Annotated in this window: 14 protein-coding genes; 2 read left to right on the top strand and 12 right to left on the bottom strand. The window is 73.4% G+C overall.

The annotated features are described in order from the left end of the window. Window position 1 precedes the first annotated feature (1 nt). The 8 genes from AC6JBM_RS14420 to AC6JBM_RS14385 form a co-directional block, all read right to left on the bottom strand. Window positions 2-847: an enoyl-CoA hydratase/isomerase family protein gene (locus AC6JBM_RS14420; RefSeq protein WP_497984122.1), complete on the bottom strand. Its 846-nt coding sequence runs from the start codon at window positions 845-847 to the stop codon at window positions 2-4. Further along, entirely contained in the window at window positions 844-2,448 is a 1,605-nt protein-coding gene (locus AC6JBM_RS14415; protein WP_497984121.1) for an AMP-binding protein, read from the bottom strand. The genes AC6JBM_RS14420 and AC6JBM_RS14415 overlap by 4 nt, the downstream gene beginning before the upstream one ends. Before the next feature lie 25 nt (window positions 2,449-2,473). Continuing rightward, window positions 2,474-3,613, bottom strand: coding sequence for a CaiB/BaiF CoA transferase family protein (locus tag AC6JBM_RS14410; protein ID WP_497984120.1), 1,140 nt, complete (start codon window positions 3,611-3,613; stop codon window positions 2,474-2,476). Further along, window positions 3,610-5,199: an AMP-binding protein gene (locus tag AC6JBM_RS14405; protein WP_497984119.1), complete on the bottom strand. Its 1,590-nt coding sequence runs from the start codon at window positions 5,197-5,199 to the stop codon at window positions 3,610-3,612. The genes AC6JBM_RS14410 and AC6JBM_RS14405 overlap by 4 nt, the downstream gene beginning before the upstream one ends. A 91-nt stretch (window positions 5,200-5,290) precedes the next feature. Then, entirely contained in the window at window positions 5,291-7,390 is a 2,100-nt protein-coding gene (locus tag AC6JBM_RS14400) for a hydantoinase B/oxoprolinase family protein (RefSeq protein WP_497984118.1), read from the bottom strand. Further along, the gene (locus AC6JBM_RS14395; RefSeq protein ID WP_497984117.1) at window positions 7,387-9,462 is read right to left on the bottom strand and encodes a hydantoinase/oxoprolinase family protein; all 2,076 of its coding nucleotides are present in this window, start codon (window positions 9,460-9,462) and stop codon (window positions 7,387-7,389) included. Before AC6JBM_RS14395 ends, AC6JBM_RS14400 begins: the two co-directional genes overlap by 4 nt. 85 nt (window positions 9,463-9,547) lie before the next feature. Next, window positions 9,548-10,456, bottom strand: a complete 909-nt coding sequence (locus AC6JBM_RS14390) for an alcohol dehydrogenase catalytic domain-containing protein (RefSeq protein ID WP_497984116.1) — start codon at window positions 10,454-10,456, stop codon at window positions 9,548-9,550. Beyond that, on the bottom strand, window positions 10,453-12,066 hold the full coding sequence (locus tag AC6JBM_RS14385; protein ID WP_497984115.1) for a class I adenylate-forming enzyme family protein: 1,614 nt from the start codon (window positions 12,064-12,066) through the stop codon (window positions 10,453-10,455). Before AC6JBM_RS14385 ends, AC6JBM_RS14390 begins: the two co-directional genes overlap by 4 nt. A gap of 132 nt (window positions 12,067-12,198) precedes the next feature. Here AC6JBM_RS14385 and AC6JBM_RS14380 point away from each other — a divergent pair, with 132 nt between their 5' ends. Then, complete coding sequence (locus tag AC6JBM_RS14380; RefSeq protein ID WP_497984114.1) at window positions 12,199-13,422, top strand: acetyl-CoA C-acyltransferase; 1,224 nt, start codon at window positions 12,199-12,201, stop codon at window positions 13,420-13,422. Then, complete coding sequence (locus tag AC6JBM_RS14375; RefSeq protein ID WP_497984113.1) at window positions 13,415-14,413, top strand: NADPH:quinone oxidoreductase family protein; 999 nt, start codon at window positions 13,415-13,417, stop codon at window positions 14,411-14,413. Before AC6JBM_RS14380 ends, AC6JBM_RS14375 begins: the two co-directional genes overlap by 8 nt. Before the next feature lie 67 nt (window positions 14,414-14,480). Here the strand turns inward: AC6JBM_RS14375 and AC6JBM_RS14370 are convergent, their stop codons facing one another. From AC6JBM_RS14370 to AC6JBM_RS14355, 4 genes are all read right to left on the bottom strand, one after another. Continuing rightward, window positions 14,481-16,109, bottom strand: a complete 1,629-nt coding sequence (locus AC6JBM_RS14370; RefSeq protein ID WP_497984112.1) for an AMP-binding protein — start codon at window positions 16,107-16,109, stop codon at window positions 14,481-14,483. 170 nt (window positions 16,110-16,279) lie between these two features. Continuing rightward, window positions 16,280-17,101, bottom strand: coding sequence for a FadR/GntR family transcriptional regulator (locus tag AC6JBM_RS14365; protein ID WP_497984111.1), 822 nt, complete (start codon window positions 17,099-17,101; stop codon window positions 16,280-16,282). Window positions 17,102-17,127: 26 nt separating this feature from the next. Next, window positions 17,128-17,865, bottom strand: coding sequence for an ABC transporter ATP-binding protein (locus AC6JBM_RS14360; protein ID WP_497984110.1), 738 nt, complete (start codon window positions 17,863-17,865; stop codon window positions 17,128-17,130). Next, complete coding sequence (locus tag AC6JBM_RS14355; protein WP_497984109.1) at window positions 17,865-19,709, bottom strand: branched-chain amino acid ABC transporter ATP-binding protein/permease; 1,845 nt, start codon at window positions 19,707-19,709, stop codon at window positions 17,865-17,867. The genes AC6JBM_RS14360 and AC6JBM_RS14355 overlap by 1 nt, the downstream gene beginning before the upstream one ends.

Below are 19,709 nucleotides of genomic sequence, written 5' to 3'. Positions count from 1 at the left end.
GTCAGCCACGGCGACGCTGGACGCGCTGCGCCAGGCGGTCCATCGCGGCGCGGGTCTCCGGGTGGTCGAAGAGCGTGACCTGGGCGGTGTACTCCGCACGCAGCTGCGCCTCGAGTTCGGCCGCGGCGGACCGGCGCAGCAGGCGCTTGGTCAGCCGGGCGCCGAGCGGCGGACCGGACGCGATCCGCCCGGCCAGCTCCATTGCCCGCTCCAGCAGTTCCTCGTCCGGGACCACGCCGGACACGAGCTGGAGCTCGCGCGCCTCAGCGGCGTCGACCAGCCGGCCGGTCAGCATCAGCTCGGCCGCGGCGGCGAAGCCGGCCACGCGCGGCAGCAGGTGGCTGATGCCGAGCTCCGGCGCGAGGCCGGCGGCCGCGAAGCCGGTGCCCAGCCGCGCGGTCGACGCGGCCAGCCGGATGTCGTGCAGCAACGCGATGCCGAACCCGCCGCCGACCGCCGCGCCGTTCACCGCGGCGATCGTCGGCTTCTCCAGCGCCCACATCCGCAGCGCCCAGCGGCCGGCATTGCCCAGTTCCTCGGCCGGCACGTCGGCCGGTGACCGCGCCGGCAGGCCCTTCTCGCCGCCGATGAGGTCGCTGACCAGCAGCTCCCGGGCCGGTAGATGCCGGACCCGGTCGAAGTCCGCCACGTCGGCGCCGACGCAGAAGGCGGCGCCGACGCCGATCGTGACGACGACCCGGACGGTGTCGTCGCGGCCGGCCTCCTCGAACGCGGCGGCAAGGTCGCGCAGCATGGTGCCGCCGATGGCGTTGTGCCGCTGCGGCCGGTTCAGCCGCACGAGCAGGACCCCGTCGTGCCGTTCGGCCAGCACATCGCCGCCGGTCACTGAGCGGCCGCCGTGGTCGGGCGGCCGGTGCGGCGGGCGACGAGGCCCTGGCTCGGCAGGTCCCACGCGCCCGGCGGCACCCCTTCGTCCCGCAGCACGTGCTTCATCACCCGGCCCAGCGCGTTGGTGGGCAACCCGGCGCGGAGGTCGACGTAGCGCGGGACGGCGAAGTACGGCACCCGCTCCTCGACGAACGCGAAGAACTCCGCCGCGGTCAGCGACGCGCCGGCACTCAGTACGACGCACGCCTTGATGTCCTCGTCGCCGAGCTTCGACGGCAGGCCGCACACCGCGACGTCGGCGACCGCCGGATGCTGGCGGATCACGTTCTCCAGCGCCAGCGACGAGATGTTCTCGCCGCGCCGGCGCAGCACGTCCTTCTTGCGGTCGACGAACGTGATGATGCCGTCGGCGTCCATCCGGCCGAAGTCGCCGGTGTGGTGCCACAGGTCCTTCCACGCCTCGACGGTGCTCTCCGGCTTGTTCCAGTACCCGCTGTACATCGCGTTGGGCACCGTCGGGCGCACGACGATCTCGCCGGACTCGCCCGTCGGCACCTCGTTGCCGTCGTCGTCGACGATGCTGGCCTCCAGCAGCGGCGAGACCTGGCCGGACGACGAGCGCTTGCGGACGCCGTAGGGGTCGCTGTTGGTCACCGGCACGCACTCGGTCTGCCCGTAACCCTCGGACATGACCGGGGTGGCGAACCGCGTCTCGAACTCCCGCTGGCGCTCCTCGGGCAGCGGTACCCAGGAGGCCAGCCGGAACGGGTGAGCGCCGTCGTCCGCCGCGGGCGGCTGCTCCAGGATCATGCTGGCCATGACACCGACACCGACGAGCATCGTGGCGTCCATCTCCGCGGCCTCCCGCATGAAGCTCGACGCGTGAAACTCCGGCGCGATGCCGATCGACGCGCCGTTGACCAGCGCGCTCATGAACGCCACCATCTGGCCGCTGGTGTGGAACATCGGGAAGCCGGTGTACATCCGGTCGCCGGGCACGACCCAGTTGCGCAGCCCGTACGCCCGGCCGACCGCGACGAAGTAGCCGGTGCTGAGCATGCAGCCCTTCGCCGCCGCCGTCGTGCCCGAGGTGTACATGATGGTGAACAGGTCCGCCGGGCGCGCCGACGGCTCGAACGTCGAGCGCTCGGTCAGCAGGTCCGAATAGGCAACACCGCCCGGTTCGACGGCGTCGACGTACACGCGCTCGACGACGTCCGTGCGGTCGAGCAGCGGGCCGGCCGCCGCATAGCCGGGGCCGTCGGCGACGAAGACCTTCGCGCCGCAGTCGATCAGCTGGTACTCCAGGAAGTCGCCTTTGAGGAAGTAGTTCAGCGGAACCTGCACGGCGCCCAGCTTGGCCACGGCCAGCAGCAGTTCCACGGTCTCGATGCGGTTGGGCAACAGCGTGGCGATGTGGTCGCCGCACCGCACGCCGAGCCGGGCCAGACCGGTGGCCAACCGGTCGGTGCGTTCGTCAAGCTCGGCGAAGGTGAGCCAGCCGCCGCCGCAGGCGACGAACGGCCGGTCGGGTTCGGCGGCCAGCCGCTCGCGGAAGACACCGTCAACAGTGGTCGCGGTCGTGCTCGGGCTCGTCACGGTGCTTCCTTCCTCGGCGCCGCCGTCATGCGATGTCGCCCGCGGCGCGCAGCTTCTCGATGTCCTCGGCGGCGAAGCCCCATTCGGCCAGAACCTCGCCGGTGTGCTGGCCGGGCGTGGGCACAGGGCCGGCGATCCGGGCCGGGGTCCGGCCGAACCGCGGCGCCGGGGCCGGCTGGACCAGCCCGTTGTGGGCCACGAAGGTCTCGCGGACCGCGTTGTGCGGGTGCTCCGGCGCCTCCCACGGCGACAGCACCGGCGCGAAGCACGCCTCCGCCGCCTCCAGCGCGGCCGACCACTCGTCGCGGGTCCGCGTGCGGAACACCGCGGCGAACCGGGCCCGCAGCGCCGGCCAACCGTCCGGCCCGGGTTGCGTGCGGGGCAGGTCGTCGAGGCCGAGGGCATCGAGCAGGTTGCGGTAGAAGTGCGGTTCGAGCGCGCCGACCGCGATCCACTTGCCGTCGGCCGTCTCGTAGGTGTCGTAGTACGGCGCGCCGGTGTCGAGCATGTTCCGGCCGCGTTCCTCGCCCCACAGGCCCATCGCCCGCATGCCGTACAGGAAGCTGTTGAGCAGGGCCGCGCCGTCGACCATCGCGGCGTCCACGACCTGCCCGCGGCCGGACGACGCCCGCTCGGCCAGCGCCGCGCAGATGCCGACCGTCAGCAGCATGCCGCCGCCGCCGAAGTCGCCGACGTAGGTCAGCGGGGCCACCGGCGCCTCGCCGTCCCGGCCGATCGACCACAGGGCCCCCGACAACGCGAGGTAGTTGATGTCGTGCCCGGCGTACGGCGCGTAGGGGCCGGCCTGTCCCCAGCCGGTGATCCGGCCGTAGACCAGGCGCGGGTTGCGGGCCAGGCACACGTCCGGGCCGATCCCGAGCCGTTCGGTGACGCCGGGACGGAAGCCCTCGATGAGCACGTCGGCGCGCTCGACGAGGCGCAGCAGCGCGTCGATGCCCCCGGGCGTCTTCAGGTCGACGCCCACGGAACGGCGGCCGCGGGCGAGTACGTCGGGCGGCGGAGGGCCGGCCGCGGCCCGGACGGACGCGGTGCGCTCCACCCGGACGACGTCGGCGCCGTAGTCGCTGAGCAGCATGGCGCAGAACGGCCCCGGCCCCATGCCCTGCAGCTCGACGACCTTGATCCCAGCCAGAGGTCCGGTCATCGGCGGGCACTCCGCTCGATGACGAGGCCGAGCGCCTGGAAGTCCACGGTCTGCGGGGAGTTCCAATCGTCGCGCAGCCGGTGCTTGAGCACCCGGGCGACCGCGTTCTTCGGCAGCTCGCCGAGGAACTCCACGTACCGCGGCACCGCGTAGTAGGGCAGGTGCTGGCGGAAGTACTCGAACAGCTCCGCCGGGCCGAGCTCCGCGCCGGCGTTGAGCACGACGCACGCCTTGATCTCGTCCTCGCGTACCCCCGCGGGCACCGCGTGCACGGCGACCTCGGCGATCGCCGGGTGCTTGAGGATGGCCAGCTCGAGCTCGACCGACGAGACGTTCTCGCCCCGGCGCCGCAGTGCGTCCTTCTTGCGATCGACGAAGTACAGCGCGCCGTCGGTGTCGAAGAACCCGAGGTCGCCGGTGTGGTGCCACAGGTTCTTCCACGCCTCCAGGGTGGCCTGCTCCTTGCGCCAGTACCCGGCGTACATGGAGTACGGCTCCATCGGCCGCACCACGACCTCGCCGGTCGCCCCCTGCGGCAGCACCCGGTCGGCGTCGTCGACCACCCGCACGTCGAGCCACGGCAGCGCGCGCCCGGCGCTGGTGCGGTCGCCGTCGCCGGCCGACCGGCCGTCGCCCATCGTCGCGGGCAGCACCTCGGTCTGGCCGTACCCCTCGCCGATCGCCTGGATGCCGAAACGCTCCCGCAGCCGGCGACGGACCGGTGGGGCGAGCGGGATGAAGATGGCCCGCTCGATGCGGTGGTCGGTGTCGCCGGGCTGCTCCGGGGTGGCCAGCAGCGCGGCGGCCATCGCGCCGACGCCGAAGAACTGGGTGGCGCCGATGTCACGGGCCCGGCTGATGAGCGTCGAGGCACTGTAGACCGGGTCGAAGGCGACCCGGCAGCCGGCTACGACCGCGTCCATGAGGGCGCTGATCGCGAACCCGTGGTACAGCGGCAGCGGGCACAGCGACGTGTCGCCGGCGGTGAACCAGCCGTGCATCATGTGCGCCTTCGGCATGTGCAACAGGTAGCCATTGTTGATCATGCAGCCTTTGGGCATGCCGGTGGTCCCCGAGGTGTACAGCACACAGACCAGGTCGTCGGGCGCCGGGTCCGGCCACGCGCGGACCGGATCGGCGAAAAGGTCCTGGAACGCCAGCGCACCCGCGGCGGGCTCGTCGATCGCGACCAGCGTCGCGCCCGCCCGCTCCGGCGCGCCGAGCAGGTCGGCGAGCAGCGGCAGGGCCGCCCCGTCGGCGACGACCACCTTCGGGTCGGCGTCGCCGAGCTGGTACCGCAGGAACTCGCCCTTGAGGTAGACGTTGAGCGGCACCTGGATCGCACCGAGTGCGGCGCAGGCGAAGAACAGCTCGACCGCCTCGTCGCGGTTCGGCATCATCGACGCGACCCGGTCGCCCCGGCGCACGCCGAGCCGGTGCAGGCCCGCGGCGAGGCGCAGCGCCCGCTCGTGCACCGCACCGACGGTGCGCCAGTCCCCGCCGCACGCGGCGAGGTGGCGGTCCGGGTCGTCCTCGAGCCGAGCCGTCAGGTGCCCGAAGACCGTTGCCGGGTCGCCTGTGGACATGTTGCACCTCCTTGTTCATCGATTGGTTGGTAACGACAGGCCGAACATTCGTCCGGGGCATCCGTGCGCCGGGCAAGCCCCACGGTGGCGGTCAGGCCGGCGCCGCCTCGGTCCACCGGCGCGGGCTGCTCACCACCGAGCACGCCGCGCCGGCCGGCACCGCCTCCACGAGCAGCAGGCGCCCGGTGACGGGGTCCAGGTAGCTGCGCTCGACGACCGCGCCGCCCAGCGGCTGCTCCAGCACCGGGCAGCCGTCGGTCCACACGTCGGGCGCGTGGGCGAGCACCGCCCCGCTCGCCCGCGCGAACGCCGTGCCGCCACGCTGGTCGACGCCCGGGTAGATGGTCTGCGCCGGCCGTTCCCGGTCGCCCTCGTTCGCCGGCGCCGACCGGGGCCGGGACGGCGGACGCGCCGCGTCCAGGCGCTGCCGCAGCAGGGTCGCGCGGGTCCGGGCGGTGCGCTCGGCGTCGATCGCGCCGTCGACGATCGCAACGCCGTACACCGACAGCGCTTCGGCCTCGGTCAGCCGGGTCAGCCGGACGTCGCGGGCCACCGCGTCCGGGTCGCGATCGAACGGGTCGCCGTGCCCACCGGCCGAGCCGATCCGGAACTCGATGGACTCCCCCGCCGACACCACCACCGCACCGCTCTTGCCCGGCAGGGCGCGCTCCTCACCGGCGCCCGACCGCAGCACGAACTCGCTCACCGAGCCGGGCCGGCCCCCACCGGAGCCGTTCGGCGGCAGGTTCTCACGGACGGCGAGGAGCTGACCGACCACGGCGTCGACGCCGTACGGGCCGAACCGCATGTTGCAGCCCGATCCCCCGCGGAAACGGCCGGCGCCGAACGCCCCCGGACGGATCCGCTTGAAGTCGACCAGGACCGGGTACCACGCCTCGAGCATCTCGACGTCGATGGCCTCGAGGATCGGCTTGCGGGCCACGATGAAGTTGCACAGGTCCGTGCCGTCGCGGTCGTAGGCGGCCGCGGTGTCGGCCATCGCCCCGTCGAGCATCATCCACCCGTCGGGGTACCCCTGCGGCGTGGTGTAGGCCCAGGTCTGGATCGCCATCGCGCTGGGCGCCACCGGACCGGTCAGTAGCCGCGCCACGTCGCTGGACCCGGCGGCGACCGCCAGCATGATGCACTGGTGGGCCGCCATGCTCGCGGTCAGCGAGACGTCGATGTGCGCGGATGCGACCGGTGCCGGCGGATTGCTGTTGACGATCGAGTTGGCCGGGCAGTGCACCGTGACCGGGTTGAACATGCCCTGGCTGAGCGGGATGTCGTGGGTCAGCACGTCCGAGCCGTCGCCGACGATCTGCGCGGTGATGATGTGCGGCTTGGTGTTGAAGAAGTGGTTGGTCTGCCCGGGCGCGCCGGAGAAGTCGAAGTGCAGCGTGTCGCCGGCAACCGTCATCGTGCACGGGATCTCGTAGCGCTCGTCGTACCACTCGGTCCAGCCGGTGTAGCGGTATACGCCGTCGGCGAGCTGCGTGATGCGCCGGCGCATCTCGTGCTCGGCACGGCGGCGCAGTTCACCGATGCCGTCGAGCAGGTGCTCCCGGCCCGTGAGCCGCGCGATCCCGACCAGCTTGTCCCGCGCGACCTCGCACCCCGCCACCAGGCCGCGCAGGTCCATCTCGACCACGTCCGGCGTGCGGACGTTGGTGCGGATGATCTGCCAGACGTCGGTCTGCTCCTCGCCCTGCCGGAACAGCCGCACGGGCGGCAGGCGCAGCGCCTCCTGGTAGCAGTCGGTGGCGTCGGGCGACCACGACCCGAAGACCATGCCGCCCATGTCGAGCATGTGCCCGGAGTTGGCCACCCACGCCACCAGCTCGCCGTCGACGAACACCGGAAGCTGGACGACGACGTCCTGGGCGTGCAGGCCACCGCCGTTGTGCGGGTCGTTGCAGAAGAAGACGTCGCCGGGCGCCACCGAGTCGCCGTGCGTCGCCAGCGTCGCCCGCACCGCGTGGCCGCAGATGCCGAAGTGGTGGCTGATCGCGCCGCCGGCGACGATCAGGTCCCCGTTCGCCTCCAGCAGCGTGCAGGAGTAGTCGCGCGACTCGGAGATGATCGGGCTGATGGCGGTGCGCTCGATGGTGATGGCGCCCTCTTCGGCGACGGCCTGCAGGCGGGAGCGCAGGACCTGCAGTTCGATCGGGTCGAGGCCGGTGTTCGTCATGACAGCTCCATCTCCAGGGTGAGGAACTCGTCCAGGCGCGCACCGGCGCCCGGCGGGACCCAGCTCGTCGTGTCCGCGGCGTCGATCAGTGCGGGGCCGGTGATCTGCTGGCCGGGCCGAAGGTCCGCGCGGTCGTACACCGGCACCTTCACCGGCTCGGACGACCGGCCGAGATACACCGGCCGGCTGCCCAGGATGCGCGGCTCGCCGGTGGCGGGTGCCGTCGTCACCCGGGTCAGCCCGGCCCGGGCCGTCCGGCCGAGTCCGACCGCCCGCACGGTCACGAGCTCCACCGGAGCGCCGGCGACGATCGCGCCCTTGCCGTACCGCGCGGTGTAGTCGCCGAGGAACCGGTCACGCTGACGGAGCTGGGCCGCCTCGTCGAGCCCGTCGTCCCAGATGATCGGCAGCTCGAAGGTCTGGCGGTGGAACCGCAGGTCGGCGGCGAGCTCGACGGTGATGTCGCCGGGCGCCACGCCGTCGGCCGCGAGGTCGTCGCGGACGGCGCGGGTCAGCTCCTCGACGATGCCGCCGAGCAACCCCGGGTCGACCGGGAACAGCGCGCCGACCGAACGGCTGCGCTCGCGGCGCACCTGCGAGGCCGCGGCACCGAAGGCGGACAGCACCGACGCGAGATCGGGGACCAGGACCCGGCGGATGCCCAGATCCCGCGCCAGCGCGGCGCCGAACAGCGCACCGCACCCGCCCATGCTGAGCATCGCGAACGTCCGGGGGTCGACGCCGCGCTCGGCGAAGCGGGCGCGCAGGGCGCGCGCCATGCTGGCCAGTGCCACCTCCCAGATGCCCCAGGCCGCGTCGGTGCGATCCAGCCCGAGCTGTTCGCCGACGCGGGTGCAGGCGGCCCGGGCGGCCTCGGCGTCGAGCACCATCGTGCCGCCGAGGAAGTTGTCCGGGTCGATGTAGCCGAGCACGACCAGCGCGTCGGTCACCGTCGCCTCGGTGCCGCCGCGGCCGTAGCACGCCGGCCCCGGCTGCGCACCGGCCGAGCGCGGGCCGACCCGGAGGATCCCGAGGCTGTCGACCCAGGCGATCGAGCCGCCGCCGGCCCCGACCGAGTCGATGTCGACCATCGGCATGGCCGTCCAGATGCCCATCAGCTCGCCGTTGCTGCGGCGACCGGCCTCGCCGCCGGAGATGAAGGAGAGGTCGAACGACGTGCCGCCGACGTCACCGGTGACGGCGTCGGTGATGCCGGCCGAGCGGCAGACCTCCAGGGCGGCGACCACCCCGGCCGCCGGCCCCGACTCCGCCAGCAGCGCCGGCATCCGGCGTCCCTCGCCGACCGAGATCGATCCCGCGCCCGAGTGCACGAGTAGCGGAGGCCGGCGCAGGCCGAGCTTCTCGAGCTCGTCGGCGAGTTCGACCACGCCGTCGAGCGAGCCCGCTGTGTAGGCGTTGAGCAACGCGAACTGCGTGCGCTCGTACTCGCGGATGACGGGCAGCAGGTCCGCTCCCGACATGACGGGCACGCCGGGAAAGAGCTCCGCGAGCTGCGCCACGGCCGCGCGCTCGTTCGCGTCGTTGAGGAAGGACCACAGGAACGACACCGCCAGCGACCGGGCGCCCCGGTGCTCCACGAGCTCCCGGCCGGCCTCGCGCACGCGCTCGCGGTCGAGCTCGATCAGCATCGTGCCGTTCCGGTCCACCCGCTCGGCAACGCCGAGGATGCGCTCCCGGTCGACCAGCGCCACCGGCGGCAGCAACCAGCCGTCGCTCGGCACCCGCTTGCCGCGGGCGATCGGGACGAGGTCCTCGAAGCCGCGGGTCGTGATGAGCCCGACGTCCAGCCCGGTGCGGGCGGCGATCGTGTTCGTGACCGCGGTCGTGCCCAGCCCGAAGCGCGTGACCTTCGGCAGTAGCTCCTCCAGCGTCGTGCCGGCCCGCCCGGCGACGAGGCGGCAGGCGTCGAGCACGCCGCGGCCGAGCGCGCCCGGGGTCGTCGGCGCCTTGGCGCTCCAGACCTGGGACCCGGCGCTGAGCACCACGTCCGTGAAGGTGCCGCCGACGTCCACGCCGACGCACACCGATTCGTCTTCTGCAGCGATGCCCATGTGTCGCCCACCTCACATCGTCGGCCTGGAAGGTCTCCCACCGTAACGCCGCCGAAACGGGATATCAACCAACTGGTGGGTTGGTTTAAGCGCGGATCCGGATCACGGCATCCGGCTCGGGCCGCCCCCGGTCCAGGGCGGCCGGGGTCTCGTCGCCGAACGGCAGCACGCGGCCGGCGATCGGCGCGAGGGCCCCGCGGGCCAGTTCCCCGGCGATGGCCGACCACGCGCCGGCCAGGCGCCCGTCGTCGCCGCGCACCCAGTCCTCCCAGGCGGCGCCGACGACCTCGATGTTGTTCAGCAGCAGCCGGTTCACCCGGACCTCGCCGGGCGAGCCGCCGGCGAGCACGGCCCGGCCCTCGGCGGCCAGGCAGCGCAGCGCGTCGACGAACCCCTCGCCACCGGCGGCGTCCACGACCAGGTCCACGGCACCGGCCGAGCGCACCGCGTCGCGGAATCCGTCGACCGGCACCCATTCGACGCCGGCGTCCCCGGAAGGCTCACCGGCACCCACGAGCCGGTCGGCGCCCACCGCCCGCGCGACCCGCAGCGCGGCGGAACAGAAGCCGCCGACGCCCCGGACGAGGAGGGACTCGCCGGCCGCGAGTCGGCCGCGCTCCACCACGGCGAAGTACGCCGACAGGTACGGCACCAGCGAGGCCGCCCCCTGCTCGAAGGTCCATCGCGCCGGCAGCGCCACGGTATGGCCGGCGCGTGCGACCGCGACCTCCGCGGCACCCCCGGTCGAGCAGAACGCCAGCACCCGGTCCCCGGGCGCGCGGCCGCTCCCGGGCGGCACGGCGAGCACGGTCCCGGCCACCGCCGCCCCGAGCACGAACGGGGGTGCGGGCGGCACCTGCCCGCAGGCCACCCGCCCCACCCCCGCGGCGTGCACCAGGATGCTCACCTCGCCGGGGACGGGCACCGGCCGCGGCACGTCGCGCAGTGCCACCGCGCCCGGCCCGTCGAGCGATGCGACGACGAGGGCCCTCACGCCGGCGCCGCGGCGGCGATCTCGGCGTTGGTCTCGTCCCGTACGACGAACCGGCGGACCTTCCCCGAGGCCGTCATCGGCAGGGACGGCACGAACCGCCACGCGACCGGGATCTTGAACCGGGCCAACCGGCCGGTGAGGAACGCGGTCAGCTCCTCCCCGCCGACCGTGCTGCCCGGCGCGCGCACGACCACCCCGGCGACCCGCTCGCCCAGCCGCTCGTCGTCGAGGCCGACCAGGACCGCCGCGGCGACGCCGGGGTGTTCCAGGAGGATCTCCTCGACCTCGGCCGGGTACACGTTCTCGCCGCCGCGGATGATCACGTCCCGGGAGCGGCCGCGGAACGTCAGGTAGCCGGACTCGTCCATCTCGCCGAGGTCGCCGGTGCGCAGGAAGCCGTCCGCGGTCATCGCGGCGGCGGTCTGCTCCGGCATGCCCCAGTAGCCGGCCATCATGTACGGCGCGCGCACGAGAATCTCGCCGGGCGTGCCGATCGGCACCACCGCGCCGGTCTCCGGGTCGGCGATGCGCACGTCGGCGGCCGGGAGCGGACGGCCGAGGGTGCCGCCGATGGTGGCGGGGTCGTCGGCGATGTGCGTCGAGGTGATCAGCGGGCACTCGGACTGTCCGTAGCCGATGAGCACCGCAACGCCGAGGACGTCCCGCACGAGGTTCACCAGGTGCTGGGTGACGGTGGCACCGCCGAGCGAGACGGACTCCAGCCCCACGTCACGCGCGGCGTCGCCGAGCTTGGCCAGGATGTCCACGAGCATGGTCGGCACGCCGCCGATCCGCTTGATGACGCCGAGGCCGAGCAGGCGCAGCACGACCGCCGGGTCCCAGCGCTCCATCACGACGAAGGCGCCGGCATCGATGAGGCCGCCGAGGATCACGAAACAGGATCCGCCGATGTGGTGGTACGGCACGGGGTTGAGGTAGAGGTCGGGCTCGGGGCGCACGTCGTGCCGGTTGCGCTGGAGCGCGCCGTTGAGCGCGGCGCGGTGGGTGAGCACCGAGCCCTTCGACCGGCCGGTCGTGCCCGAGGTGAACTGGATGAGGAACGGGTCATCGCCGGACACGTCCGGCAGCGCGCCGGGCGCCCTGGTGGCCGCCCATCCGTCGAGGTCCCCGAGGTCGGCGACCGTCACCGCCGCCGCGTCGGCGCCGAGTGCGGACGCCCGCGCCGACAGCGGCGCGCCGGCGTGCGTCGCGCCCGCGAACAGCATCACCGGCCGGGTCAGCTCCACCGCGTGCCGGGCCTCCGCGTCGGTCCAGGCGGTGTTGAACGGCACCAGCACCAGGCCCGCCATGGCCGTGGCGTGCTCCAGGATCACGAACGGCAGCACGTTGCACGACCACACCGCGACCCGGTCGCCGGGCTTCGCCGCGCCGGCCAGCGCCCGCGCCAGCCGCTCGGCCGCCGCGCCCAGCTCGGCGTAGGTCAGGCCGGCCAGGCCGTCGCCGTCCGGCCAGTACACCGCCGGGCGATCGCCGTGCGTGGCGACCTGCCGCGCCAGCACCTGCGGCACCGACTCCTCGATGACCTCGCCCGCCGGTTCGGCCGTCCACTCCGACAGGGGACCGATCCGGCGCCCCGGCACACCCGCCATTGCTCCGCCTCCATTCACCAACCGCATGGTTGGGTATTGGGCATCGTCACCCAGCGGGCGGGCCGGCGCAATACCCGGGGTGCGCAACCGGCGCTATAGCCAACCATCTGGTTGGCTTGATACCGTCGGCGCGTGCGAGACGCAACGATCGTCGACATCGTCCGGACCCCGCGCGGCAAGGGCAAGCCCGGTGGCGCGCTGTCCGGGGTCCATCCGCAGGAACTGCTCGCCGGAGTGCTGGTCGAGCTCCAGAAACGGGTCGGGTTCTCACCCGGCGAGGTCGCCGACGTGCTGACCGGTTGCGCCAACGCGATCGGCGACCACGGCGACAACGTGGCCCGCCTGTCGGCGCTGGCCGCCGGATGGCCGCTGACGGTGCCCGGCCTGACGATGAACCGCGCCTGCGGCTCGGGCCAGCAGGCGGTCAACTCGGCCGCGATGATGGTCGCCTCGGGCCAGGCCGACGTCGTCGTCGCCTCCGGGGTGGAGCTGATGTCGCGCTACCCGGCCGCCACCCGCCCGACGCTCGACGCCGGCAACGAGCGGCTGCGGGAGCGCTATCCGCTGATCCCGCAGGGTATCTCGGCCGACCTCATCGCCACGCTCGGCGGGTTCAGCCGGGCCGACGTGGACGCCTACGCCGCCGAGTCGCAGCGCCGCGCGGCCGAGGCCATCGGCGAGGGCCGGTTCGCCGGCTCGATGGTCCCGGTCACCGGCCCCGGCGGTGCCACGCTGCTCGACCGTGAGGAGCTGCCGCGGGCCACGACCGTCGAGGCGCTGTCGGCGCTGAAGCCTTCGTTCGAGGCGCTGGGCACCCTGGTGCTCGACGGCTACGAGCGCAGCTTCGACGCGATGGCGCGTCAGGTGTACCCCCAGATCGACGCCGTCGCGCACGTCCACCACGCCGGCAACTCCTCCGGCCTGGCCGACGGCGCCGCGGCCGTCCTCGTCGCCCGGGCCGGCGTGGCCCGCGAGCGCGGCTGGCGAGCGCGGGCCAGGGTGGTCGCCACGGCGACGGCCGGCGCCGACCCGGTCATCATGCTCACCGCGCCGGGGCCGGCCGCCGAGCAGTGCGTCCGCCGGGCCGGCATGACGATGGGCGACATCGACCTGTTCGAGGTCAACGAGGCGTTCGCGGCCGTCGTGCTGCGCTTCGCCCAGGACACCGGCGTGAGCCTCGATCGGGTCAACGTCAACGGCGGGGCCATCGCGCTGGGCCACCCGATCGGGGCGAGCGGCCCGATCCTGCTCGCAACGCTGCTCGACGAGCTGGAGCGCCGCGACCTCAGCACCGGTCTGGTGACGATGTGCACCGGCGGCGGCATGGCCACCGCCACCATCATCGAGCGTGTCTGACCCGATTCGAGACCAGTCGATGATGCGCGCCGCGCGGGTAGTCCGACACACCGGTCCGTCCGGCATCGAGGTACAGCGGATCCCGGCGCCGACCGCCGCGGACGGCGAGGTCCTCGTGGAGGTCCGGGCGGCGGGCGTGACGTTCCCCGAACTGCTGCTGTCCTATGGCCGCTATCAGGAGCGCCCATCGCTGCCCTTCGTGCTGGGCGGGGAGTTCGCGGGTGTGGTGCGTCAGGCGCCGGTGGGATCGCCGTTCGCGCCGGGCGACCGGGTGGCGTGTGCCAGCGCCCAGCGGGGCTTCGCCGAGCTCGCCGCGGTGCCGGTGGGCCATGTGCTGCCGCTGCCCGGCCGCATCGGCTTCCCGGTGGCGGCGTGCCTGCCGGCCAACTACCTCACCATGACGTTCGGCCTGCTGCACCGGGGCCGGCTGCGCCCCGGCGAGACGGTGCTGGTGCACGGCGCGTCGGGTGGGCTGGGCGTGGCCGCGATGCAGCTGGCCTCCGCGTTCGGCGCGACCGTCATCGCGGTCACGTCGACACCGCTGGCCGAACTGCTGGCCCCGGTCGGGTACGCGCCGGACCACGTCGTGCCCGTCGACGGCTTCGCCGCCGCGGTCCTGGACCTGACCGGCGGGCGGGGCGTCGACCTCGTCGTCGACCCGGTGGGCAACGACCGGCTGGAGCAGTCGCTGGACTGCCTCGCGCCGCTCGGACGGGCACTCGTCCTCGGCTTCGCCGGCGGCACGATCCCGGTGCTGGCGACCGGCCGGTTGGCTGCACGCAACGCCGACATCGTCGGGGTCGGCTGGGGCGCGTTTCTGGCCGCCCGGCCCGAGCGGCTGCAAGCCGAGTGGCGCCGGCTGCTGCCGCTGGTCGAGCGCGGCCTGGCCCGGCCGCCGATCGGCCGCCTGCTGCCGCTGCACAGCGCCGCCGAGGCGCTCACCATGCTGGAGCACCGGACCGCCCGCGGCCGGATCGTGCTGCTGCCCTGACCCATCGCACGCATCCGGACGCTCCCATGGCCGGTCGCGCACCGCACGACCGGCCATGACCCCCGGCTCAGGCAACCGGCTGCCGCTGCGCCTCCGCCAATGCGCGGGCGGCCGGGTAGTCGGCCTTGCCGTTCGGGGAACGCGGCACGCTGTCCACGAACACGACGTGCTTGGGCGCCTTGTAGCCGGCGAGCCGCGCCTTGACGTGGCCGATCAGCTCGGCCGCCGTGGGCGCGGAGCCCGCCTCGACACTGACGACGGCGGCCACCGACTGGCCCCACTGCGGGTCGGGCACGCCGACGACGAGGACGTCCGTCACCGCCTCGTGGTCGAGCATGACGCCCTCGACCTCCTCGGTGAAGATCTTCTCGCCGCCGGAGGTGATGCACAGCGAGTCGCGGCCCATGAGCTGGATCGTGCCGTCGGGGTGGATGATGCCGTGGTCGCCGGGCACCGACGTCCGCACGCCGTTGATCTCGCGGAAGGTTTGCGCCGTCTTGCCGGGGTCCTTGTAGTAGCCCATCGGCAGGCGGTTGCGCACGACGAGCTTGCCGATCACGCCGGAGCCGGGCTCGACCGGTTGCCCGTGCTCGTCGAGCACCCAGACGTTCGGGCCGGGAGCGAAGCGGCCGGTCTCGGGGACGTTGTCCTTCGTCGCCAGCGACCAGCCCATGCCGAAGCCCTCCGACGACGAGAAGCCGTCGAGAATCGCCGCGGCCGGCCAGTGCTCCAGCAGGGCCCGCTTGCTCTGCTCGCCCAGCATGCCGCCGGACGTCAGGACGTTGCGGATCGTGGAGCTGTCCCAGCGCCCCGGTTCCGCGGCGAGGGCGTCGACGACGCGCTTGGCGAAGACCTCGCCGCTGATCGCGAGGCTGGCGACGCGGTAGCGGTCGATGCTGTCGAGCAACTCGGCCGCGTCGAACCCGGGCGCGGTCAGCGACACGACGCAGCCGCCGCCGTGCATCGCCATCGTCGCGCCGAAGTACCCGGTGCCGTGCATGTACGGGCTGCCGGAGATGTGCGCCTGCCCGGGTCCCCGCAGGTCGCGACGGATGCCCTCGGCACCGTCCTCGAGCGTGTAGTGGACGGTGGACACGTCGTTGACCTGCCGCAGCATGTCGACGGCGCGCCACATCACGCCCTTGGGCATGCCGGTCGTGCCGCCGGTGTAGAGCAGGAACAGGTCGTCACCGCCGCGGCCCCACGGCGCACGGACCCGCTCGGGCGACGCCGCGGCGGCCTGCTCGTAGGGGATCGCCCACTCGGGGCACGGCTCAGTACCGTCGTCGACGTGGATCCACTGCCGCACCCGGGGCACCCGGTCGCGCAGGGCGCCCACGGTCGCGGTGAAGGAGCCGTGGAAGACGACCGTGGTGACGTCGGCGTCCTCCCACAGGTAGCGCAGCTCCTCGTCGCGGTACCGGTAGTTCGAGTTGATCGCCGGAATGCCGATCTTGAACGCGGCGTGCGAGACCTCGAGGTACTCCGGGCTGTTGCGCAGGTACTGCGCGACCCGGTCGTCGCGGCTCGCCGGGCCGTCCAGCAGCGTGCGCGCGACGCCGTTGGCCCGCCGCTCGAAGTCGGCCCACGTGAAGGTGCGCTCGCCCTGGATCTGTGCCGGGGCATCCGGCAGCTCCTCCGCGATGGTCTCCCAGACGGTCGCCAGGTTCCAGTCGAACTCTGCTGTTGCACTCATGATGTACCTCTCGCGCCTATGCGAAGAATTCGTACGACTGGTCCGTGTCGCCGCGCCGGCCGCCGACGTAGCCGGCCCGCTCGGTCGTGCGCTCCCACTCCGGTCCGGCGAGATCGTCCTCCATAGCCTCATCTCCCAGGGGCGCAGAGGCGACTCGCGTCGCCCCGCACCTAGTTCGTTGGTTCCGAAGCAACCGGCGGCGGACGGCGGCTGCCGTACTCGTCGAGCACCCGGACCGAGCCGCCGGCGTCCGAGACGTAGCGCGACGTGACCCGCAGGTGCTCGCGGGTCAGCCGGGTCGCCTCGCCGTCGTCGCCCGCACCGATCGCCGCGCCGATGCGCAGGTGCGCGCGCAGGACCTCGCGCCGCCGGCTCTCGTCCGGGTACTGGCCCTCCGCCACCGCCGACCGGGCCCACGTGAGCTCCTGGGTGTCCCAGATGCTCTCGATGACCCCGGCGAGCAGCTGCAGCGTCTGTATCCCGGCCGCCTGCACCAGCTCGTGATGGAACCGGCCGGCCAGCCGGGTGAAGGCCAGCGCGTCGTCCGCACGCGACTCCGCCTCGGCGGTGAGCGCGGCGAGCCGCCGGCCGATCGCGCGGTGGTCGCCGCGGCGGGCGGCCTGCCCCGCGGCGAGCGGCTCGACGAGGTTGCGGGCGACCGCCAGGTCCTCGATCGAGATGTGCCGGGCGTGCAGCAGCAGTCCGACGTGGTACGCGGCCGAGTCCGGCGTCGGGTGCCGGATGATCGTCCCGCCGCGCTTGCCGCGCCGGACGGTGAGCAGGCCCTCGGTCTCCAGGATGCGGAACGCCTCCCGCAGGCTCGACCGGCCGGCCGGGAACTGGGCCAGCAGCGCCGTCTCCGGCGGCAGCTCGGAGCCGTCGAACAGGTCGCCGTCGAGGATCCGGGTCCGCAGCCGTGCGGCGACGGCCTCCGCCACACTCGGCGGGGTGAGCCGGGGCGGCGCCGGCGGTCCCCCACGCTCCTGCAGCATTGCCTCCCCCAACCTGCCGCGAAGGCCTACAGCGACGAGTAGATGCTCGCCGCGACGTCCTCGACCGCCAGGTTGGCGGCCCGGTCCCGCAGCGCGACCCGCCCGCGCTCCAGCACGATCACCTCGTCGGCGATGCCGCCGAGCACCTCGTCGACCAGCTGCTCGACGAGCAGGATCGCCAGTCCCTCGTCGCGCAGCGCGCTCAGCACCTCGAACACCAGGTCCACGAAGACCGGCGCGAGGCCGGACGACGGCTCGTCGACCAGCAGCACCCGCGGCTTCGTGGCGAGCGCGGTGGCGATGGCCAGCATCTGCTGCTGGCCCCCGGACAGGTCCGCGGCCCGCTGCCGGCGGCACTCGCCGAGAATCGGGAAGCGCTGGTAGAGCCTCGCCAGCTCGTCCTCGCGCTCGGCGCGCTTCACCCCGCCGCCACGCAGGCCGAGCACCAGGTTCTCCCGGACGGTGAGTTCGCGGAAGACCCGCTTGCCCTCCTGCACGACCGTCAGCCCGCGCGTCACCCGCGACCAGGCCGGCAGCGCGGTGACGTCCCGCCCGTCCAGCATGACCGTGCCGGCCTTCACCGGCAGCAGTCCGCACAGGCCGTTGATGAGCGTCGTCTTGCCGGCGCCGTTGCGCCCGACCAGGGCGGTGATGCTGCCGGCGTGCAGCCGCAGCGAGACCTCCCAGACGGCGACGAGGTCGCCGTAGGCCACGCGGACGCCGGTGGCGTCCAGCAGCGGGCCGGTTTCCGTGAGGTCCGCCATCAGGCCACCCCCGACTCGGAAGGGACGTCAGCGCGTGGTCCGGCGCCGGCTTCCGTTCGGCCACGCCGGCCGAGGTAGCTGTCGATGACCCGCTGGTCCCGGCGGACCACGTCCGGCGGCCCGGAGGCGATGACCCGGCCGAGCTCCATCGCGTGCACCCGGTCGGCGACGCTCATGACGAACGGCACGTTGTGCTCGACCAGCACCACGGTGCCGCCGGCCTGCCTGGTACGGCGCATCAGCATCTCCAGCTCCCGCAGTCCTTCGTCGTCCAGCCCGGCGGCCGGCTCGTCCAGCAGCAGCACGTGCGGCTTGCCCGCGACCGCGCGCACGACCTCCAGCAGCCGCCGGGTGCCCAGCGGCAACGATCCCGCCGGCTGGTGGGCCAGGTGTTCCAGCCCCGCGAACGACAGCGCGACGAGCGCCGCCGCGCGGTCCTCCCGGCGCACCCGGTAGTACCGTGGCAACCGGAGAATGGCCGGCAGCAGACCGACGGCGCCGCAGCGCAGGCGGCCCGACTCGACCACTTCGAGCACGGTCATCCGCGGCGGGATCAGCGGCGTCTGGAACGTCCGCCCGACGCCGAGGCGGCTGACCTGATGCGCGCGCAGCCCGGTGATCGGCCGGCCGGCGAGGGTCACCGTCCCGGCGTCGGCGCGCAGCACGCCCGAGATGAGGTTCAGCAGTGTGGTCTTGCCCGCCCCGTTGGCCCCGATGATGGCCGTGATGGTGCCCGGTTCCACCGTCAGGTCGACGCCGTTGAGCGCCTTGAGGCCGGCGAAGGCCTTCGCGACCCCGGCGACCTCCAGCCGCTCGCCCGGGATCGAGAGCTCGCCGAGCCCGTCGGCCGCCCTGGTGCCACCGGCGGCCCCGGCGCGCGCCAGGCGGCGCAGGAGCAGCCGGCGCCGGACGACGCGGGCCAGGCCGGCCAGCCCCATCGAGAAGACGACACCGACGAAGACGAGGAAGATGCCGTACACCGCGCTGGAGTACTTCTGGAAGGACGCCGCCTGCAGCGGTCCCAGCACCAGGATCGCCGCACCGACCGGCGCGCCCCAGACGCTGTCCGCGCCGCCGAGCACGGTGGCGGCGAGCACCGCGATGAGCAGGCTCAGGGTGAACGTCGTCGGGCTGATGAATCCCGTCATGTAGGTGAACAGCACGCCCGCGATACCGGCGGGCAGCGCCCCGATGACGTACGCCTGGATCTGCAGCAGGTGCACCGAGCCGCCCAGCGACTCCGCGAGCGTCGGGCTCTGTGCCAGCACCCGCAGGAAGGTGCCGAAGCGGGAGACCACCATGTTGCGCAGGACCAGCATCCACAGCAGGGTGGCGGCGATCGCGACGTAGTAGAAGTCCCGGCCGAACAGGGGCCGGCCGAACAGCGTCGGGCCGAGCACGCCGGGCAGGCCCGCGCTGCCACCGGTGTACTCGTCCAGAATGGACACCAGGCTCGGGATGAGCAGCACGAAGAAGAACGACACCAGGGCCAGTGACCAGTGGCTCAGCCGCAGCCCGGGTATCCCCGAGATCAGCCCGGCGACGCCGGCGAGCGCGGTCGCGACGAGCAACGCCAGGAGGATGTCGGTATGCCCGTGGTTGAACAGGATCGCGGCGACGTAGGCGCCGGAGGCGAACACCGCCACCTGGCCCAGCGCCAGCTCGCCGGCGTAGCCGAAGCTGAGGTTGAGCCCGCTGCACAGCAGCGTGTAGACGGCGATGAGCATGACCTGTCGCTGCCAGTAGAAGCCCAGCCCGAGCGACGGCAGGGCCGCCACGATGACGAAGCCGGCGATGACGAGCAGCGGGGTGTCGGTCAGGAGGGTACGCAGCCGGGCGGTCAT

This window comes from Dactylosporangium thailandense (genome assembly GCF_059739745.1).
This window is presented reverse-complemented; position numbering and strand designations above follow the sequence as displayed.